The sequence below is a fragment of the Providencia rettgeri genome (assembly GCF_023205015.1).
GTDB lineage: Bacteria > Pseudomonadota > Gammaproteobacteria > Enterobacterales > Enterobacteriaceae > Providencia > Providencia rettgeri_E.
In genome coordinates this window covers 3,472,011-3,485,958 of the sequence record NZ_CP096258.1, presented here as the reverse complement: position 1 = coordinate 3,485,958, position 13,948 = coordinate 3,472,011, and the positions used below count along the sequence as shown (strand labels likewise).

At 41.5% G+C, this 13,948-nt stretch carries 12 protein-coding genes; 9 read left to right on the top strand and 3 right to left on the bottom strand.

Annotated features, from left to right (window positions below):
• Positions 1-5 precede the first annotated feature (5 nt).
• From M0M83_RS15830 to M0M83_RS15820, 3 genes are all read left to right on the top strand, one after another.
• Positions 6-398 (top strand): hypothetical protein, encoded by a 393-nt coding sequence (locus tag M0M83_RS15830; protein ID WP_213914318.1) that lies wholly within the window; start codon positions 6-8, stop codon positions 396-398.
• Positions 399-413: 15 nt separating this feature from the next.
• Entirely contained in the window at positions 414-1,616 is a 1,203-nt protein-coding gene (gene megL, locus M0M83_RS15825; RefSeq protein ID WP_248466923.1) for a methionine gamma-lyase, read from the top strand.
• A 114-nt stretch (positions 1,617-1,730) separates the two neighbouring features.
• Positions 1,731-2,941 (top strand): IS3 family transposase gene (locus M0M83_RS15820; RefSeq protein ID WP_423811116.1). Its coding sequence is split into 2 segments (ribosomal slippage): positions 1,731-2,073 and positions 2,073-2,941, totalling 1,212 coding nucleotides; the frame shifts between segments, so codons are not numbered across the junction.
• Positions 2,942-2,989: 48 nt separating this feature from the next.
• Here the strand turns inward: M0M83_RS15820 and M0M83_RS15815 are convergent.
• Positions 2,990-4,357 carry an amino acid permease gene (locus tag M0M83_RS15815; protein WP_248466921.1) on the bottom strand — a complete coding sequence of 456 codons (1,368 nt, stop codon included), beginning with the start codon at positions 4,355-4,357 and terminating at the stop codon, positions 2,990-2,992.
• 178 nt (positions 4,358-4,535) lie between these two features.
• Between M0M83_RS15815 and queE the strand changes: the two genes are divergently transcribed.
• Positions 4,536-5,207, top strand: coding sequence for a 7-carboxy-7-deazaguanine synthase QueE (gene queE / locus M0M83_RS15810; RefSeq protein WP_125893879.1), 672 nt, complete (start codon positions 4,536-4,538; stop codon positions 5,205-5,207).
• Positions 5,208-5,272: 65 nt separating this feature from the next.
• Here queE and M0M83_RS15805 read toward each other — a convergent pair whose 3' ends face one another.
• Complete coding sequence (locus tag M0M83_RS15805; RefSeq protein ID WP_125893881.1) at positions 5,273-5,890, bottom strand: YagU family protein; 618 nt, start codon at positions 5,888-5,890, stop codon at positions 5,273-5,275.
• Positions 5,891-6,249: 359 nt separating this feature from the next.
• On the bottom strand, positions 6,250-6,615 hold the full coding sequence (gene queD, locus M0M83_RS15800; RefSeq protein ID WP_125893883.1) for a 6-carboxytetrahydropterin synthase QueD: 366 nt from the start codon (positions 6,613-6,615) through the stop codon (positions 6,250-6,252).
• A gap of 343 nt (positions 6,616-6,958) precedes the next feature.
• On the opposite strand from queD, the gene cysJ reads away from it, so the two are divergent.
• The 5 genes from cysJ to cysD all read left to right on the top strand — a co-directional run bounded on the left by cysJ (position 6,959) and on the right by cysD (position 13,932).
• On the top strand, positions 6,959-8,764 hold the full coding sequence (gene cysJ / locus M0M83_RS15795) for an NADPH-dependent assimilatory sulfite reductase flavoprotein subunit (RefSeq protein WP_125893885.1): 1,806 nt from the start codon (positions 6,959-6,961) through the stop codon (positions 8,762-8,764).
• A complete protein-coding gene (gene cysI, locus M0M83_RS15790; RefSeq protein ID WP_248466919.1) occupies positions 8,764-10,497 on the top strand; it encodes an assimilatory sulfite reductase (NADPH) hemoprotein subunit in 1,734 nt (577 codons plus the stop codon). Before cysJ ends, cysI begins: the two co-directional genes overlap by 1 nt.
• Positions 10,494-11,228 (top strand): phosphoadenosine phosphosulfate reductase, encoded by a 735-nt coding sequence (cysH, locus tag M0M83_RS15785; RefSeq protein WP_248466918.1) that lies wholly within the window; start codon positions 10,494-10,496, stop codon positions 11,226-11,228. The genes cysI and cysH overlap by 4 nt, the downstream gene beginning before the upstream one ends.
• 369 nt (positions 11,229-11,597) lie before the next feature.
• Positions 11,598-13,010: a siroheme synthase CysG gene (gene cysG / locus M0M83_RS15780; protein WP_125893891.1), complete on the top strand. Its 1,413-nt coding sequence runs from the start codon at positions 11,598-11,600 to the stop codon at positions 13,008-13,010.
• A 13-nt stretch (positions 13,011-13,023) separates the two neighbouring features.
• A complete protein-coding gene (gene cysD, locus M0M83_RS15775; RefSeq protein ID WP_248466917.1) occupies positions 13,024-13,932 on the top strand; it encodes a sulfate adenylyltransferase subunit CysD in 909 nt (302 codons plus the stop codon).
• Positions 13,933-13,948: the final 16 nt, after the last annotated feature.

Sequence of the window (13,948 nt, the reverse complement as noted above, 5' to 3'; positions counted from 1 at the left end):
TCAAAATGTCTAATAATGAAAATCAAAGTAAACTAATTGAACTTCTTAATTCTGAGTCGGGTGATCATTTCGCAGACAAATTAGCACCGCTATTACAATTGAATCGTTTAGATAATATTGTTGATTTACTTTCTCTAATTTCTGACCTTATTGACATTACTGATAATAGCACGGTAGAAAAACTGGCCAATTCATTTGAGGATACTTTATCACCGATATGGGAGTTCGGTACGGCTTATAATATGGCTAAAATGGAAGAGGTATATAATAGTAAAAATCCAAATTTTCGCTCGGTATATGCTTTATTAAAAGATCCAAATACATTACGTGGAATTAGTACCGTTTTACGAACCTTGCAAATAATGGGTTCTCGATTATCTTCACCCCAAGAGGGGTAATATTTCGGAGGTGGTATGATATTAGATAGACAGTATTCTTTTGATACGCGTGTGATACATAATTACTATGATGCAGCTGAAAATTTAGGGGCACTAGCTTCTCCCATTTATCAAACTTCAACCTACGTATTTAATAGTGTTGAAGAAGGTGCAGCCTGCTTTAGCGGTGAATCGAATGGTTATATTTATACACGAATAAATAACCCAACATTAAGTTTGTTGGAAAAGCGGCTTGCTGATTTAGAAGAGGGAGATGCAGCAATTGCATTCTCTTCAGGGATGGGGGCAATAACATCGACGCTTTGGACATTACTGAGCCCTGGAGATGAGTTGTTAGTTGACATGACGGTTTATGGCTGTACATATGCGTTCTTTCATCATGGGTTGGCTCGTTTTGGTATCAAAGTTCGTCACATTGATATGAGTGATCCAAATCATGTGGCACAAGAGCTCACTGAAAAAACAAGGATGATATTTTTCGAATCACCTGCAAACCCAAACATGCGTTTAGTTGATATTAGTGCAGTGAGTAATATCGTTCGCCAATATAATATTGCAAATAACCAAGAAATATTGATAACTGTAGATAATACCTATTGTACCCCTTACATTCAAAAACCCCTTGAGCTTGGGGCAGATATTGTTGTTCATTCATTGACTAAATATATGAATGGACATGGTGATGTGATGGCTGGCGCTGTTATAACAACTGAGGAATTAGCGAAACAAATCAGATTGGTTGGGCTGAAAGATATGACTGGAGCATGCCTATCCCCTCACGATGCAAACCTGATATTGCGAGGAATGAAAACACTTCCAATCAGAATGGAAAGAGTGGTTGAGAATGCACAGAAAGTTGCAGAATATTTGGCTTCACTATCTGAAATTTCTCAAGTGATGTATCCGGGTTTATCGAGTTTTCCACAATATGCATTAGCTCAAAAGCAGATGAAGTTACCTGGAGGGATGATTGCTTTCGAACTTGAAGGGGGACTTGAGGCGGGTAAGCAGTTTCTGAACCGTCTACAGCTATTCTCTTGTGCGGTTAGCTTAGGTGATTGTGAGTCATTGGCTCAGCACCCTGCAAGTATGACCCATTCTACTTATACTGCAGAGGAACGAAAACAGTATGGGATTAGTGATGGGCTTATTCGTTTATCCGTTGGATTAGAAAGTGTTGATGATTTGATTGCCGATATTAGGCAAGCGCTCATTTGATACCAAAATAGGTAACAAAAGGCCCTATATCATATAAATATAGGGCCTAAATTTACTCTACTGACCCATCCTAAATAAGGTTGACACTTTTCCAATCTAAAATTGGAGAGTGTAATGAAAGCAATCACTAAACGAACTCAACGCGATTATTCCCTCGCTTTTAAATTACAGGTTGTTGACCAAGTAGAAAAAGGCGAACTCACCTATAAACAAGCTCAATATCAATATGGGATACAAGGATGTTCTACCGTTTTGGTATGGCTTCGTAAACATGGTAGATTAGATTGGTCTGAAGGTACGCCCAATACTCTTTATAAAGGTACTGCTATGACCCAAACTCCTGAGCAACAAACCCCAGAACAACGCATCAAACTACTCGAAAGGGAACTTGAAGAAGCTCGGCTTAAATCCGATTTCTTTGAAGCTGTTGTCAAAGTTATGGATAGAGACTTCGGAGTTCGCTTGTCAAAAAAGCGCAAGGCCGAGTTATTAAAGAAAAAACGGTTAAAAACCTCACCGTAACAATAGCTTGTCGTTTTATGAATATTAGCCGGCAAGCCTACTACAAGCGACAGGATAAGACTGAAGAACGACAAAAAATCGATACGGCCATTATTGATATTGTTAAGTCTGAACGCGCCTTTCATCCCAGACTGGGAGGGCGTAAGTTACATTTTATTTTAAAGCAAAAACAAATGATTATTGGTCGTGACCGGCTATTTACTTTATTGAAGGAACATCGGTTACTTGTGCCGAATAAGCGGGCTTATCATAGAACAACTTTAAGCCATCATCGTTTTCATCGACATCCAAATTTAATTAAGTCAGGATTTATCCCCACACAGCCTGAGCAACTCTGGGTAGCGGATATTACCTATTTATCGACACATGAGGGTGATACCTATTTAAGTTTAATTACGGATGCGTACTCGCGAAAAATCGTGGGATATCATTTAGATGACAATATGAAAACAAGTTCGGTGAAGAAGTCGCTGGTTCAGGCTTTAAAAAAACGCTGTTCGACAACATCGCTGATCCATCATTCAGATCGTGGGCTACAGTATTGTTCGTCGGAGTATCAAGAAATACATAGAAATCATAATATTCAATGTTCTATGACTGATGGCTATGATTGCTATCAAAATGCCTTAGCAGAAAGAATTAATGGAATATTAAAAATGGAGTATCTTCTAGTAAAACCAAGAAATTTAGAGCAGGCACGAAGGTTGGTTGAAGAATCAATCCAGATTTATAATGAAAGGCGCCCGCATTTATCATTAAACTATAAAACGCCCGATGAGGTTCACCGAGCGTTTTATGCCTGAAAAGTTGTCAACCTATATCAGGACTAGTCATACGAATACTTTAGTCGATTAAGATTTTTGAAATTTACGCATGACAAAGAAGGTCACACTCAATATCGCGACCCATGCAAACCCAACTAAAAGGGCAACTTGTGTATCTTTAAAGAAGCCAAGTAGTGCGATAACAAAGACCATAAATGCGATAGTAATTGCAGGGCCAACTGGCCAAAATGGGACTGGGAACTTCAGTTTTTTAACCTCTTCAGGGCTCATTTGGCGGCGCATTGCGACATGAGATAGCAGGATCATTAACCAGACCCAAACGGTCGCAAAGGTTGCGATTGACGCAATAATCACAAAGATTTTTTCTGGAAGTAGGTAGTTTAAATAAACGCCTAATAACATGACAACAGACATCACCAGTACAGTGACCCAAGGCACCCCACTTTTAGTCAACTTGGTAAAGACTTTTGGTGCTTGTTTGTCTTGTGCCATACCATACATCATGCGACCAGCACCGAAAATATCACTATTAATCGCTGAAATTGCCGCAGTGATCACCACGATATTTAAGATATTTGCCGCTGATTGAATGCCTAAGCTATCAAAAATTTGGACGAATGGACTACCATTTTGACCAATTTGATTCCACGGATAGATACACATCAAAATGAACAATGTTAACCCATAGAATAGTAAGATACGGATTGGAACGGCATTAATTGCTTTTGGAATGGTTTTCTCTGGATTTTGTGCTTCACTGGCGGTAATACCGATCACCTCGATACCCCCAAAGGCGAACATTACGATAGCTAAGGATGCAATAACACCTTCAATACCGTTAGGCATAAAGCCACCGTGTTCCCAGAGATTTTGGATACCCACCGCATGGTCAGTTTCTTGGCCGAAACCGTAGAACATTAAGAAGGTACCACCAACAATCATTGCGATGATAGCGGAGACTTTCACGATAGACAGCCAAAATTCCATTTCACCGAAAATTTTAACATGGCATAAATTGAGCGCACCAATAAATAGCACGATACTTAATACCCACACCCATTGGTCGACATGTGGGAACCAGAACCCCATGTACATCCCAAAAGCGGTAATGTCGGCCAAGCAGACGACCAACATTTCAAATACGTAGTTCCAGCCAGTTAAAAAACCAGCGAGGGGGCCCATGTAATGGCTAGCGTAGTGAGAAAACGAACCGGGTACAGGATGATGCACTGCCATCTCGCCTAAGGCTCGCATGACCATAAATACAGCAGCACCACCGACCATATAAGCGAGGAGAACTGCAGGCCCTGCCGCTTGAATTGCGGAAGCAGAACCATAAAATAAGCCGGTACCAATCGCTGATCCTAAAGCCATAAAGCGAATGTGCCGAACACTCAGTCCCTTTCTGAGTTGATTTTGTTCACTACTTTGCATGTCTTTTCCTGTCTTTTTCTTCGTTCGATATATTGTTCCGAATAGGCTTTCGGTATTGTTTATTAAGTCGGACGTACTTTATTGAACCCTAAGGTGGCTACATTATCACAAACTTCCTTGTTCGTGAGATAGATATCTGCAATATAATGCGTGCTCAGCTAACTATTTTAGGAGTGATATGAAATACCCAATTAATGAAATCTTCCAAACCATTCAGGGAGAGGGGGTTTTTACTGGTGTTCCAGCCGTATTTATTCGTTTGCAGGGCTGCCCAGTTGGATGTAGTTGGTGTGATACCAAACAAACATGGGAAATAGAACAAGATAAAGAATCTACCCTAGGGGATATCGCACTTAAAACGATTGATTCAGATGCATGGGCGATGTCAGATAGTGAGGCATTGATTCAGTTAATGAAAGAAAAGCACTTCAGCGCACAGCATATTGTTATTACAGGCGGTGAGCCTTGTATTTATGATTTACAGCCATTGACTGAGGCATTAGAACAGCATGGATATCAATGCCAAATTGAAACTAGTGGCACATACCCTATTCAATGCACTGATAACACATGGGTTACTGTATCACCAAAAGTCGGTATGAAAGGAGGACTACAGGTGATCAGCCAAGCAGTGAATCGGGCCAATGAAATTAAACATCCTGTTGCTCGCGAAAAAGATATAGAAGCACTTGAGAAAATTTTAGCATTACGTATTGCCGAAACGCCTCCTGTAGTAGCATTACAGCCAATCAGCCAAAAAGCGGCAGCAACAAAATTGTGTATTGAAACCTGTATTCAACGCAACTGGCGTTTATCGATTCAAACACATAAATATTTGGATATTCAATAATAAAAAATAGCAATGATTTTTAGTAACCCCCAAGCGCTAAAAAACACGCATTGGGGGTCTTTAAATTACCTAAAAGGTTGGTTTAATGGTACTTCAGGATCTGGTTCGTGAGTAATACGGTTACGTAAGTCACGACGAATAATTTCAATAGACCAGAACCAAATTAAATGACCAAATATTTCTGAAACATTTTCATACCATGGCAGGTCTAAAAGTGGAGGGGTTAGCCCCATAAGTGGGAATGAAATCATATGGACAAATAATTGCGCCAGTGCACCCGCTAACAACCCTTGCCATAACTTAATTTTAGGGAATATTTCAGCAACGATACAATATCCGACAGCAAATACGATAGAAAATATGATGTGAGTAACCCCCACAGAGTTAAAAACGTGCCCAGCAAAGGTGTAAACTGCAGAGTTAGGGTCGGCAATGCCTAACCAATCCCTTAAGAATATATAAGGTGGATTGAGGAAGTTACGTGAGCAGTCTATTTGTTCCGCTGCACGGATCAGCGTCTCTGGCGAACAAGCTGCATTGAACATATCCGTTGGGCTTCTTGGCGGTAATGGGACTTCAGCCCCCCATTTGACAAATGAAGAAACGATACCAGCGATTAGACCAATAAATGCGGCCAGTCCATAACGCCTTCTGGATTTTGGTGTTTGCTGAAATAAATGCATTTTCCCTGCCTTATTAAAAGTAAATAATGGTAAATAATAGATCAGGTTATAATTTAATGCACTATGTCAAATTAAAGTTTTTATATCCTTAATGTTAAAAGGAGAAATGCCAGCCACTATTTGTTTCTTGCCTTAACCTCATCCTTAATAACGTATGGTTTTTTCGAATTTCGGCTATTAAAGGTAATTAGGAAACTTTCTATGCAGCGTTAGGCGTTGATATTGGTAATGAGTCAAAGGTAAAGGATATAGGGATTTACCCCTCATTTATGTTCAAAACCTATTTAGGCTTGCCGCTAAGTCAGCGGCCTGAGGAGCGTGTATCCCTATATTATATGACTTTTTTAGTGCTTGTGCTTTTAAGCTTCTCCGCGATAGACACAGCCTGCTGTGCAGGTTTCTTTTACGGTAACCGCACTTAATAAGGGTAGTAAAGGCTTAGTTTGTTGCCAAATCCATTGGGCTAATACCTCACTCGTTGGGTTTTCTAACCCTTCGATATCATTTAAATAGTGATGGTCTAAGCGTTCCCAAATAGGTTTAAATGCAGCTTTTACATCGGAAAAATCAATAATCCAACCACTATGTGAGTCGACTTCACCAGTGATTTCTAAACGCACCATGAAAGAATGCCCATGGAGGCGGCCGCACTTATGACCCTCTGGAACATGGGGAAGTTTATGGGCGGCTTCGAAAGTGAAATCTTTATAGATTGTTGTGCTCATATGTGGCTCCTTGTTGTGAATAAACAGCGTATTGTACTGCATTTTTAGGTGAAAATATCTTTAATTACCAAAATAGCGTTAACCGCTTTTATCAATATGATCCATCAGTTAATTGCTTTAGGCTTTTTAGTTATTAATTATGGCTATCGTTTCTTATCCCAATATCTAGGGTTGTTATAACCTAACTGCATACCCTATATGTTTCAGGTACTGCGGTATTTTTTGCTTTATTACCCTAATTATTTGGGGAAATGAGTGGGTGTTAGGTTGTCAGTCTTTTTTGGGTAATGACATGGCATCGTTTTTTTAAATCAAAGATGAATAACGCTGGGGTTACAAGATAATGACAAAAAAACAGCCGCCATTAGCGGCGCTGCCAATATCTGTTGAGCAATTAACACGTTTACAGACAGCCGTTGATGATTTTTCATCTCATCAACTCGCATGGCTTTCTGGTTATTTGTGGGGAGTGGTAAATCAGAACACGCAAGTTGATGTATCAGCCAGTACGCCTGTTGTTACTCAAGATACCGTCACTATTATCTCTGCGTCACAGACAGGAAATGCACGTCGCCTATCTGAGCAGCTCAGAGAGCGCTTGGTGGGGGAGAAAATTAGTGTGAATTTGGTGAATGCAGGGGATTATAAATTCAAACAAATCAACCAAGAGCAAGTGTTGGTTATTGTCGCCTCAACGCAGGGTGAAGGTGAACCCGCCGAAGAGGCGGTTGCGTTGTACAAATACCTTCATTCTAAAAAAGCGCCTAATTTATCACAAACTAGCTATGCGGTTTTCGCGCTGGGAGACTCCTCTTACGAAAAATTTTGCCAAGCGGGTAAAGATTTCGATTCTCAGCTTGCATCATTAGGGGCGATATCATTAACGGAACGAATTGATGCAGATGTTGAATACCAAGCGGTTGCAGATGAATGGGTTGAAAACCTCACGCAGATTTTAAAAGCTCGCGTTCCTGCTCAAAGTGATAGCCAATTATTGGCGACTCAAACAGGAAGTATCAATGAAATTCATTCATCACCTTATAGTAAAACGGCACCATTAACTGCATCGCTACTGAGCAATCAAAAGATCACCAGCCGCGACTCACAAAAAGATGTTCGCCATATTGAAATTGACCTCGGTGACTCTGGTTTACGTTATCAACCGGGTGATGCGCTAGGTGTTTGGTTCGATAATGACCCCGCTTTAGTTGATGAGCTGGTGGCTTTATTGTGGCTGCAAGGTGATGAAGAAGTCTTTATTGGCTCACAGCGTCATTCATTCCGTGATGCGCTGATTTATCAATTAGAACTGACACAAAATACCCCAGTGATTGTCGAAAAATACGCTCAGTTATCAAAAGACGATGCACTATTGTCATTAATTAGCGATAAAGCCGCTATTTTGCACTACGCACAAAATACGCCAATCGTCGATATGGTACGCCAAGCGGCATCTCAGCCTGCTGCCCAAGAATTTGTTGACCTACTGCGCCCGTTAACCCCTCGTTTGTACTCGATTTCTTCTTCCCAATCCGAGGTGGAAGATGAAGTTCATGCAACGGTTGGCGTTGTCCGCTATGAGATTGATGGTAAGGCGCGAACTGGCGGTGCTTCGGGTTTCTTAGCTGATCGCTTAAATGAGGATGATGAACTCCGTATATTCATTGAGCACAATGATAACTTCCGTCTACCACAAGACCCAAATACGCCTGTGATCATGATTGGCCCTGGTACAGGGATAGCGCCATTTCGCGCTTTTTTACAGCAGCGTGACAATGACGGTGCGACAGGCAAAAACTGGTTATTTTTTGGTAACCCACATTTTGTTGACGACTTTCTCTACCAAGTGGAATGGCAGCGCTATGTCAAAGACGGTTTATTAACCCATATTTCATTAGCGTGGTCTCGCGACCAGCAAGAGAAAATTTACGTACAAGATAAACTTCGTGAACAAGGTGAAGAAGTTTGGCAATGGTTACAAGAAGGGGCCCACATCTATGTGTGTGGTGATGCAAACCGCATGGCCAAAGATGTCGAACAGGCATTATTAGATATCGTCAGCCAATACGGGAACATGGACAGTGAAGAAGCCGATGAATTTTTAAGTGAGTTGCGCGTAATGCGCCGTTATCAGAGGGATGTTTATTAATGAGCAATGAACAACAACAAAAGCCCTTAATTGTCGAAGGTAAACTTGCAGACAGCGAACGCATGAAGCAAGACAGTAATTACCTACGTGGAACAATTAAAGATGACCTCAAAAATGGGTTAACAGGTGGTTTCGAAGGCGACAATTTCTTATTGATTCGCTTTCACGGTATGTATCAACAAGATGACCGTGATATTCGTGCCGAGCGGGCGGAACAAAAACTCGAGCCTCGCCATACAATGATGCTGCGTTGTCGTTTACCGGGGGGCATTATTACCCCCAAGCAATGGCTGGATATTGATAAGTTTGCCACGGACCACACGCTGTATGGCAGTGTGCGCATTACGAATCGGCAAACATTTCAGTTCCATGGCATCTTAAAAGGGGATGTAAAGCCTGCCCATCAAATGTTAAGTCACGTTGGTTTAGATGCCCTTGCAACGGCGAATGACGTTAACCGTAACGTGTTATGTACCTCTAACCCAGTGCAATCTGAATTGCACCAACAAGCTTATGAATGGGCAAAGAAAATATCTGAACATTTATTACCGCGCACAAGTGCTTACGCGGAAATTTGGTTAGATAAAGAAAAAATAGTGACAACGGATGAAGAGCCTATTTTAGGGCAAACTTATTTGCCAAGAAAATTTAAAACCTCTGTCGTGATCCCGCCACTAAATGATGTGGATTTACATGCAAATGATATGAACTTTGTCGCGATTGCCCAAAATGGGGAATTGATCGGTTTTAACGTGCTGGTGGGCGGTGGCCTTGCGATGACTCATGGCGATACCGCAACATTTCCTCGTTTAGCCAGTGAGTTTGGGTTTATTCCATTAGAGAAAACGTTAGCGATTGCAGAAGCGATAGTGACTACCCAGCGGGATTGGGGAAATCGTACTGAACGTAAAAATGCGAAAACCAAATACACCCTTGAGCGAGTGGGAGTTGATACTTTCAAAGCTGAAGTCGAAAGGCGCTCAGGCGTAGTTTTCGAACCTATTCGTCCATATGAATTTACTGAACGCGGTGACAAGATTGGTTGGCTTAAAGGAATTGATAATCGCTGGCACCTAACATTGTTTATTGAAAATGGCCGATTGATTGATTTAGAAAATAAGCCATTAAAAACCGGCGTGGCTGAAATTGCACGTATTCACCAAGGGGACTTTCGTTTAACTGCAAACCAAAATTTAATTGTTGCGGGTGTACCCGAAAGTGAAAAAGCGGCAATTGAAGCGATTGCCAGAGCTCATGGGTTAATGAGTGATGAAATTACAGCGCAACGTGAAAATTCCATGGCGTGTGTCTCATTTCCAACTTGCCCACTTGCGATGGCAGAAGCGGAACGTTTTTTACCTGAATTTATTAGTCAGGTAGAAAATATTATGGCCGCTCATCAAGTCGCCAATGAACATATCGTTCTACGGATAACGGGTTGCCCTAATGGCTGTGGACGAGCGATGCTGGCGGAAGTAGGGCTGGTCGGTAAAGCGATGGATAGATATAACTTACATTTAGGCGGGAACCGCATTGGTACTCGTATTCCACGTATGTACCGTGAAAATATCACTAGTACAGAGATTTTAGCTATTTTGGATGAGTTAATCGGTGATTGGGCGAAAAACCGTCTACCTAATGAAGGATTTGGCGATTTTGTTATTCGTACCCATGTTGTTAAGCCCGTATTGAATTCTGCTGTTGATTTTTATGAGGTTAAGGAGGCGGTATGAGCCGACTTGAACTAACAACACTCATCGAGCTCGATAGGCCTCACCAAGTCGCTTATCTCGCTGAGTTTAATTCCCAGTTAGATGCCATGACTGCATTGCAGCGCATTGAGTGGGCGGTTGAATACTTACCGACTGAGTTTGTGTTGTCTTCCAGTTTTGGGATCCAAGCGGCACTGACATTGCATATGGTGACGCAGGTTATGCCTAATATCCCAGTTATTTTAACGGATACCGGTTATTTGTTTCCAGAGACCTATCAGTTTATTGAAGTGTTAACAGATAAGCTAAATTTAAATTTACAGGTGTATCGAGCAAAGCAGTCACCTGCTTGGCAAGAAGCACTGTATGGACAACTTTGGACGCAAGGCCTTGAGGGCATCGAACGCTACAATCAGCTTAATAAGGTTGAGCCAATGGAAAGGGCCTTAAATGAGTTACAGGCACAAACTTGGTTTTCGGGGTTACGGCGAGAACAGTCAGCAAGCCGCGCAAATTTGTCTGTGTTAGGTATCGGAAAAGGGATTTTTAAAGTTTTACCCGTGATTGATTGGAACAATAAGCAAGTCTATGAATACCTAATAAAATATGGTTTACCTTATCACCCTCTGTGGGAGCAAGGGTATTTATCGGTTGGTGATACGCATACGACTCGCAAATGGGAAGAGGGAATGAATGAAGAAGATACGCGCTTTTTTGGATTAAAGCGTGAGTGTGGGCTTCATGAAAACTAAATATTCGTCATAATTCAACCCACAGCGTTGTTGGTTAATCATTCTTTAAGCCATGAATTGAGTTTAGATTGTAAATAATAGCAGACTTGATGAAATATTTGTTTAATTACAAAGGGATGGTTTTTATTAAAAATAATCGTCTCTTTATTTTTTATTATTTTTGTTTTTATTATGAAAATTAGCAGTTTGCGTTAAGTTTTGTATATTTTGTTTAAAATTAACTTATTTTGATGGTTTTTATGTGAATTTTCTGGCTTATGCTTTTCAGTTACAAGAAAGAGCTTTTTGTCATTTCAAACCTATTGTCTGAAACCATATAGTCAACTTTATATTTCTTATAATCAGTTTATATAACGATGGGTGAGCAAGATGGATTATTTACCGTTATTTGTCGATGTCCGCACGCGAAAGGTCGTGTTAATTGGCGGCGGTGTGGTCGCGGCACGAAAAGCAGAATTGCTAATAAAAGCACAAGCGAATTTAGTGATCATCTCACCAACGTTATGTACTCCGCTTCAAACTGAATATCAACAAAATAAATTTGTTTGGTTAGCAGAAGATTACCAAACTATTCATTTAGATGATGCTTTTCTGGTTATTGCTGCAACGGATGATGCATTACTGAATGAAAAGGTTTTCTATGATGCGAATGAGCGAAAAATATTCGTTAACGTCGTCGATGACCAACCATTATGTTCATTTATTGTCCCTTCTATTATCGATCGCTCGCCAGTGATTGTGGCGATCTCTTCAGGGGGGACTGCGCCTGTATTAGCACGTTTACTCAGAGAAAAATTGGAAACGATGTTGCCAACGTCTTTGGGGAAAATGGCGGAAATAGCCGGCCGCTGGCGTCATAAAGTCAAAGAAACGTTAATGAATATGCGTGAAAGAAAACGTTTCTGGGAAAAAAGTTTTAGTGGACGTTTTGCCTCCTTAGTTGAAAAAGGGCAATTCAGCGAAGCGGAGCAACAACTGGAGCGACAACTGTATGAGCCAGATAACCACGGTGAATTAACTTTAGTGGGGGCTGGGCCGGGGGATGCAGGGTTGCTCACGTTAAAAGGGCTAAGGGTTTTACAAAGCGCGGAAGTGGTTTTATATGATCATTTAGTTAGCGAAGAAATTCTTGAATTAGTTCGCCGTGATGCAGACAAGATTTGCGTAGGTAAACGTGCAGGGGCTCATAGCGTTTCTCAAGAAGAAACCAATGCGCTGATCGTGAAATTTGCTCAACAAGGTAAAAAAGTCGTGCGCCTTAAAGGGGGGGACCCTTTCATTTTTGGGCGAGGGGGAGAAGAGCTACAAGTTGCAGCGCAAGCGGGGATCCCATTTCAAGTGGTTCCGGGTGTGACCGCAGCAATTGGTGCAGCCGCTTACGCGGGGGTTCCGCTGACTCACCGTGAACATTCACAAAGCATTACATTTATTACGGGGCATTGCCGTGAAAATGGAACTGAACTCGATTGGCAGGCACTTTCCCGAGGAAATCAAACCTTAGCTATCTATATGGGGACGGTGAAGGCCGCGAAAATCAGTGAGCAATTAATCCAATTCGGCCGAGCTCAAAATACCCCTGTAGCGGTTATCGGCTGTGGTACAAGACGTGAACAAAAAGTCGTAACTGGCAAATTGTATGAGCTCGAAACATTAGCGCAGCAGGCTCCTGCTCCTGCTTTGATAGTGATCGGTGAAGTGGCTGCATTGCACCAACAACTCGCATGGTTTGGTTCGCAAACTGAAGATATAAGATGGCGCAGTGCCGTATTGGAACTGGCTTAAGTAAGGGGCTATCGTGAACGACAAAAAATTAACTCATTTACAGCAGTTAGAAGCAGAAAGTATTCATATCATTCGTGAAGTTGCCGCCGAATTTGCTAACCCAGTGATGCTGTATTCTATTGGTAAAGATTCTTCCGTGATGCTGCATTTAGCACGCAAGGCATTTTATCCAGGAAAGCTCCCATTTCCTCTTTTACATGTTGATACAGGGTGGAAATTTCGTGAAATGTACGAATTTCGTGATGCAACGGCAGAAAAATATGGTTTTGAGCTACTTGTTTATCGTAACCCTGAAGGGGAAAAATTAGGGATCAACCCGTTTGTGCATGGCAGTGCTAAGCACACTGATATTATGAAAACCGAGGGCTTAAAGCAGGCTTTGGATAAGTACAGTTTTGATGCTGCTTTTGGTGGTGCTCGTCGTGATGAAGAAAAATCACGTGCAAAAGAGCGGATCTACTCTTTTCGTGACCGATCTCATCGTTGGGATCCTAAAAACCAACGGCCTGAGCTATGGCATAACTACAATGGGCAGGTCAATAAAGGAGAAAGTATTCGTGTTTTCCCACTATCAAATTGGACAGAACTCGATATTTGGCAATATATCTATTTGGAAAATATCGACATTGTTCCCCTGTATTTTGCAAAAGAACGGCCAGTTATTCAGCGGGACGGTACTTTGTTAATGGTGGATGATAACCGTATTGACCTACAAGCGGGTGAAGTCATTAGTCAGCAAAAAGTGCGTTTTAGAACATTAGGTTGTTGGCCACTGACGGGAGCTGTGCCATCAGAAGCACAAACGCTGCCTGAGATTATAGAAGAAATGTTGATTTCTACGACGAGTGAGCGACAGGGGCGGCTGATTGATAGCGACCAATCCGCTTCGATGGAGTTGAAAAAGCGCCAAGGTTATTTTTAGTGGGCAAGGTGAATAC

Coding starts and splice junctions, on each gene's coding strand:
- M0M83_RS15830 (WP_213914318.1), top strand. CDS start 6: ATGTCTAATAATGAAAATCAAAGTAAACTAATTGAACTTCTTAATTCT.
- megL (WP_248466923.1), top strand. CDS start 414: ATGATATTAGATAGACAGTATTCTTTTGATACGCGTGTGATACATAAT.
- M0M83_RS15815 (WP_248466921.1), bottom strand. CDS start 4,357: ATGCAAAGTAGTGAACAAAATCAACTCAGAAAGGGACTGAGTGTTCGG.
- queE (WP_125893879.1), top strand. CDS start 4,536: ATGAAATACCCAATTAATGAAATCTTCCAAACCATTCAGGGAGAGGGG.
- M0M83_RS15805 (WP_125893881.1), bottom strand. CDS start 5,890: ATGCATTTATTTCAGCAAACACCAAAATCCAGAAGGCGTTATGGACTG.
- queD (WP_125893883.1), bottom strand. CDS start 6,615: ATGAGCACAACAATCTATAAAGATTTCACTTTCGAAGCCGCCCATAAA.
- cysJ (WP_125893885.1), top strand. CDS start 6,959: ATGACAAAAAAACAGCCGCCATTAGCGGCGCTGCCAATATCTGTTGAG.
- cysI (WP_248466919.1), top strand. CDS start 8,764: ATGAGCAATGAACAACAACAAAAGCCCTTAATTGTCGAAGGTAAACTT.
- cysH (WP_248466918.1), top strand. CDS start 10,494: ATGAGCCGACTTGAACTAACAACACTCATCGAGCTCGATAGGCCTCAC.
- cysG (WP_125893891.1), top strand. CDS start 11,598: ATGGATTATTTACCGTTATTTGTCGATGTCCGCACGCGAAAGGTCGTG.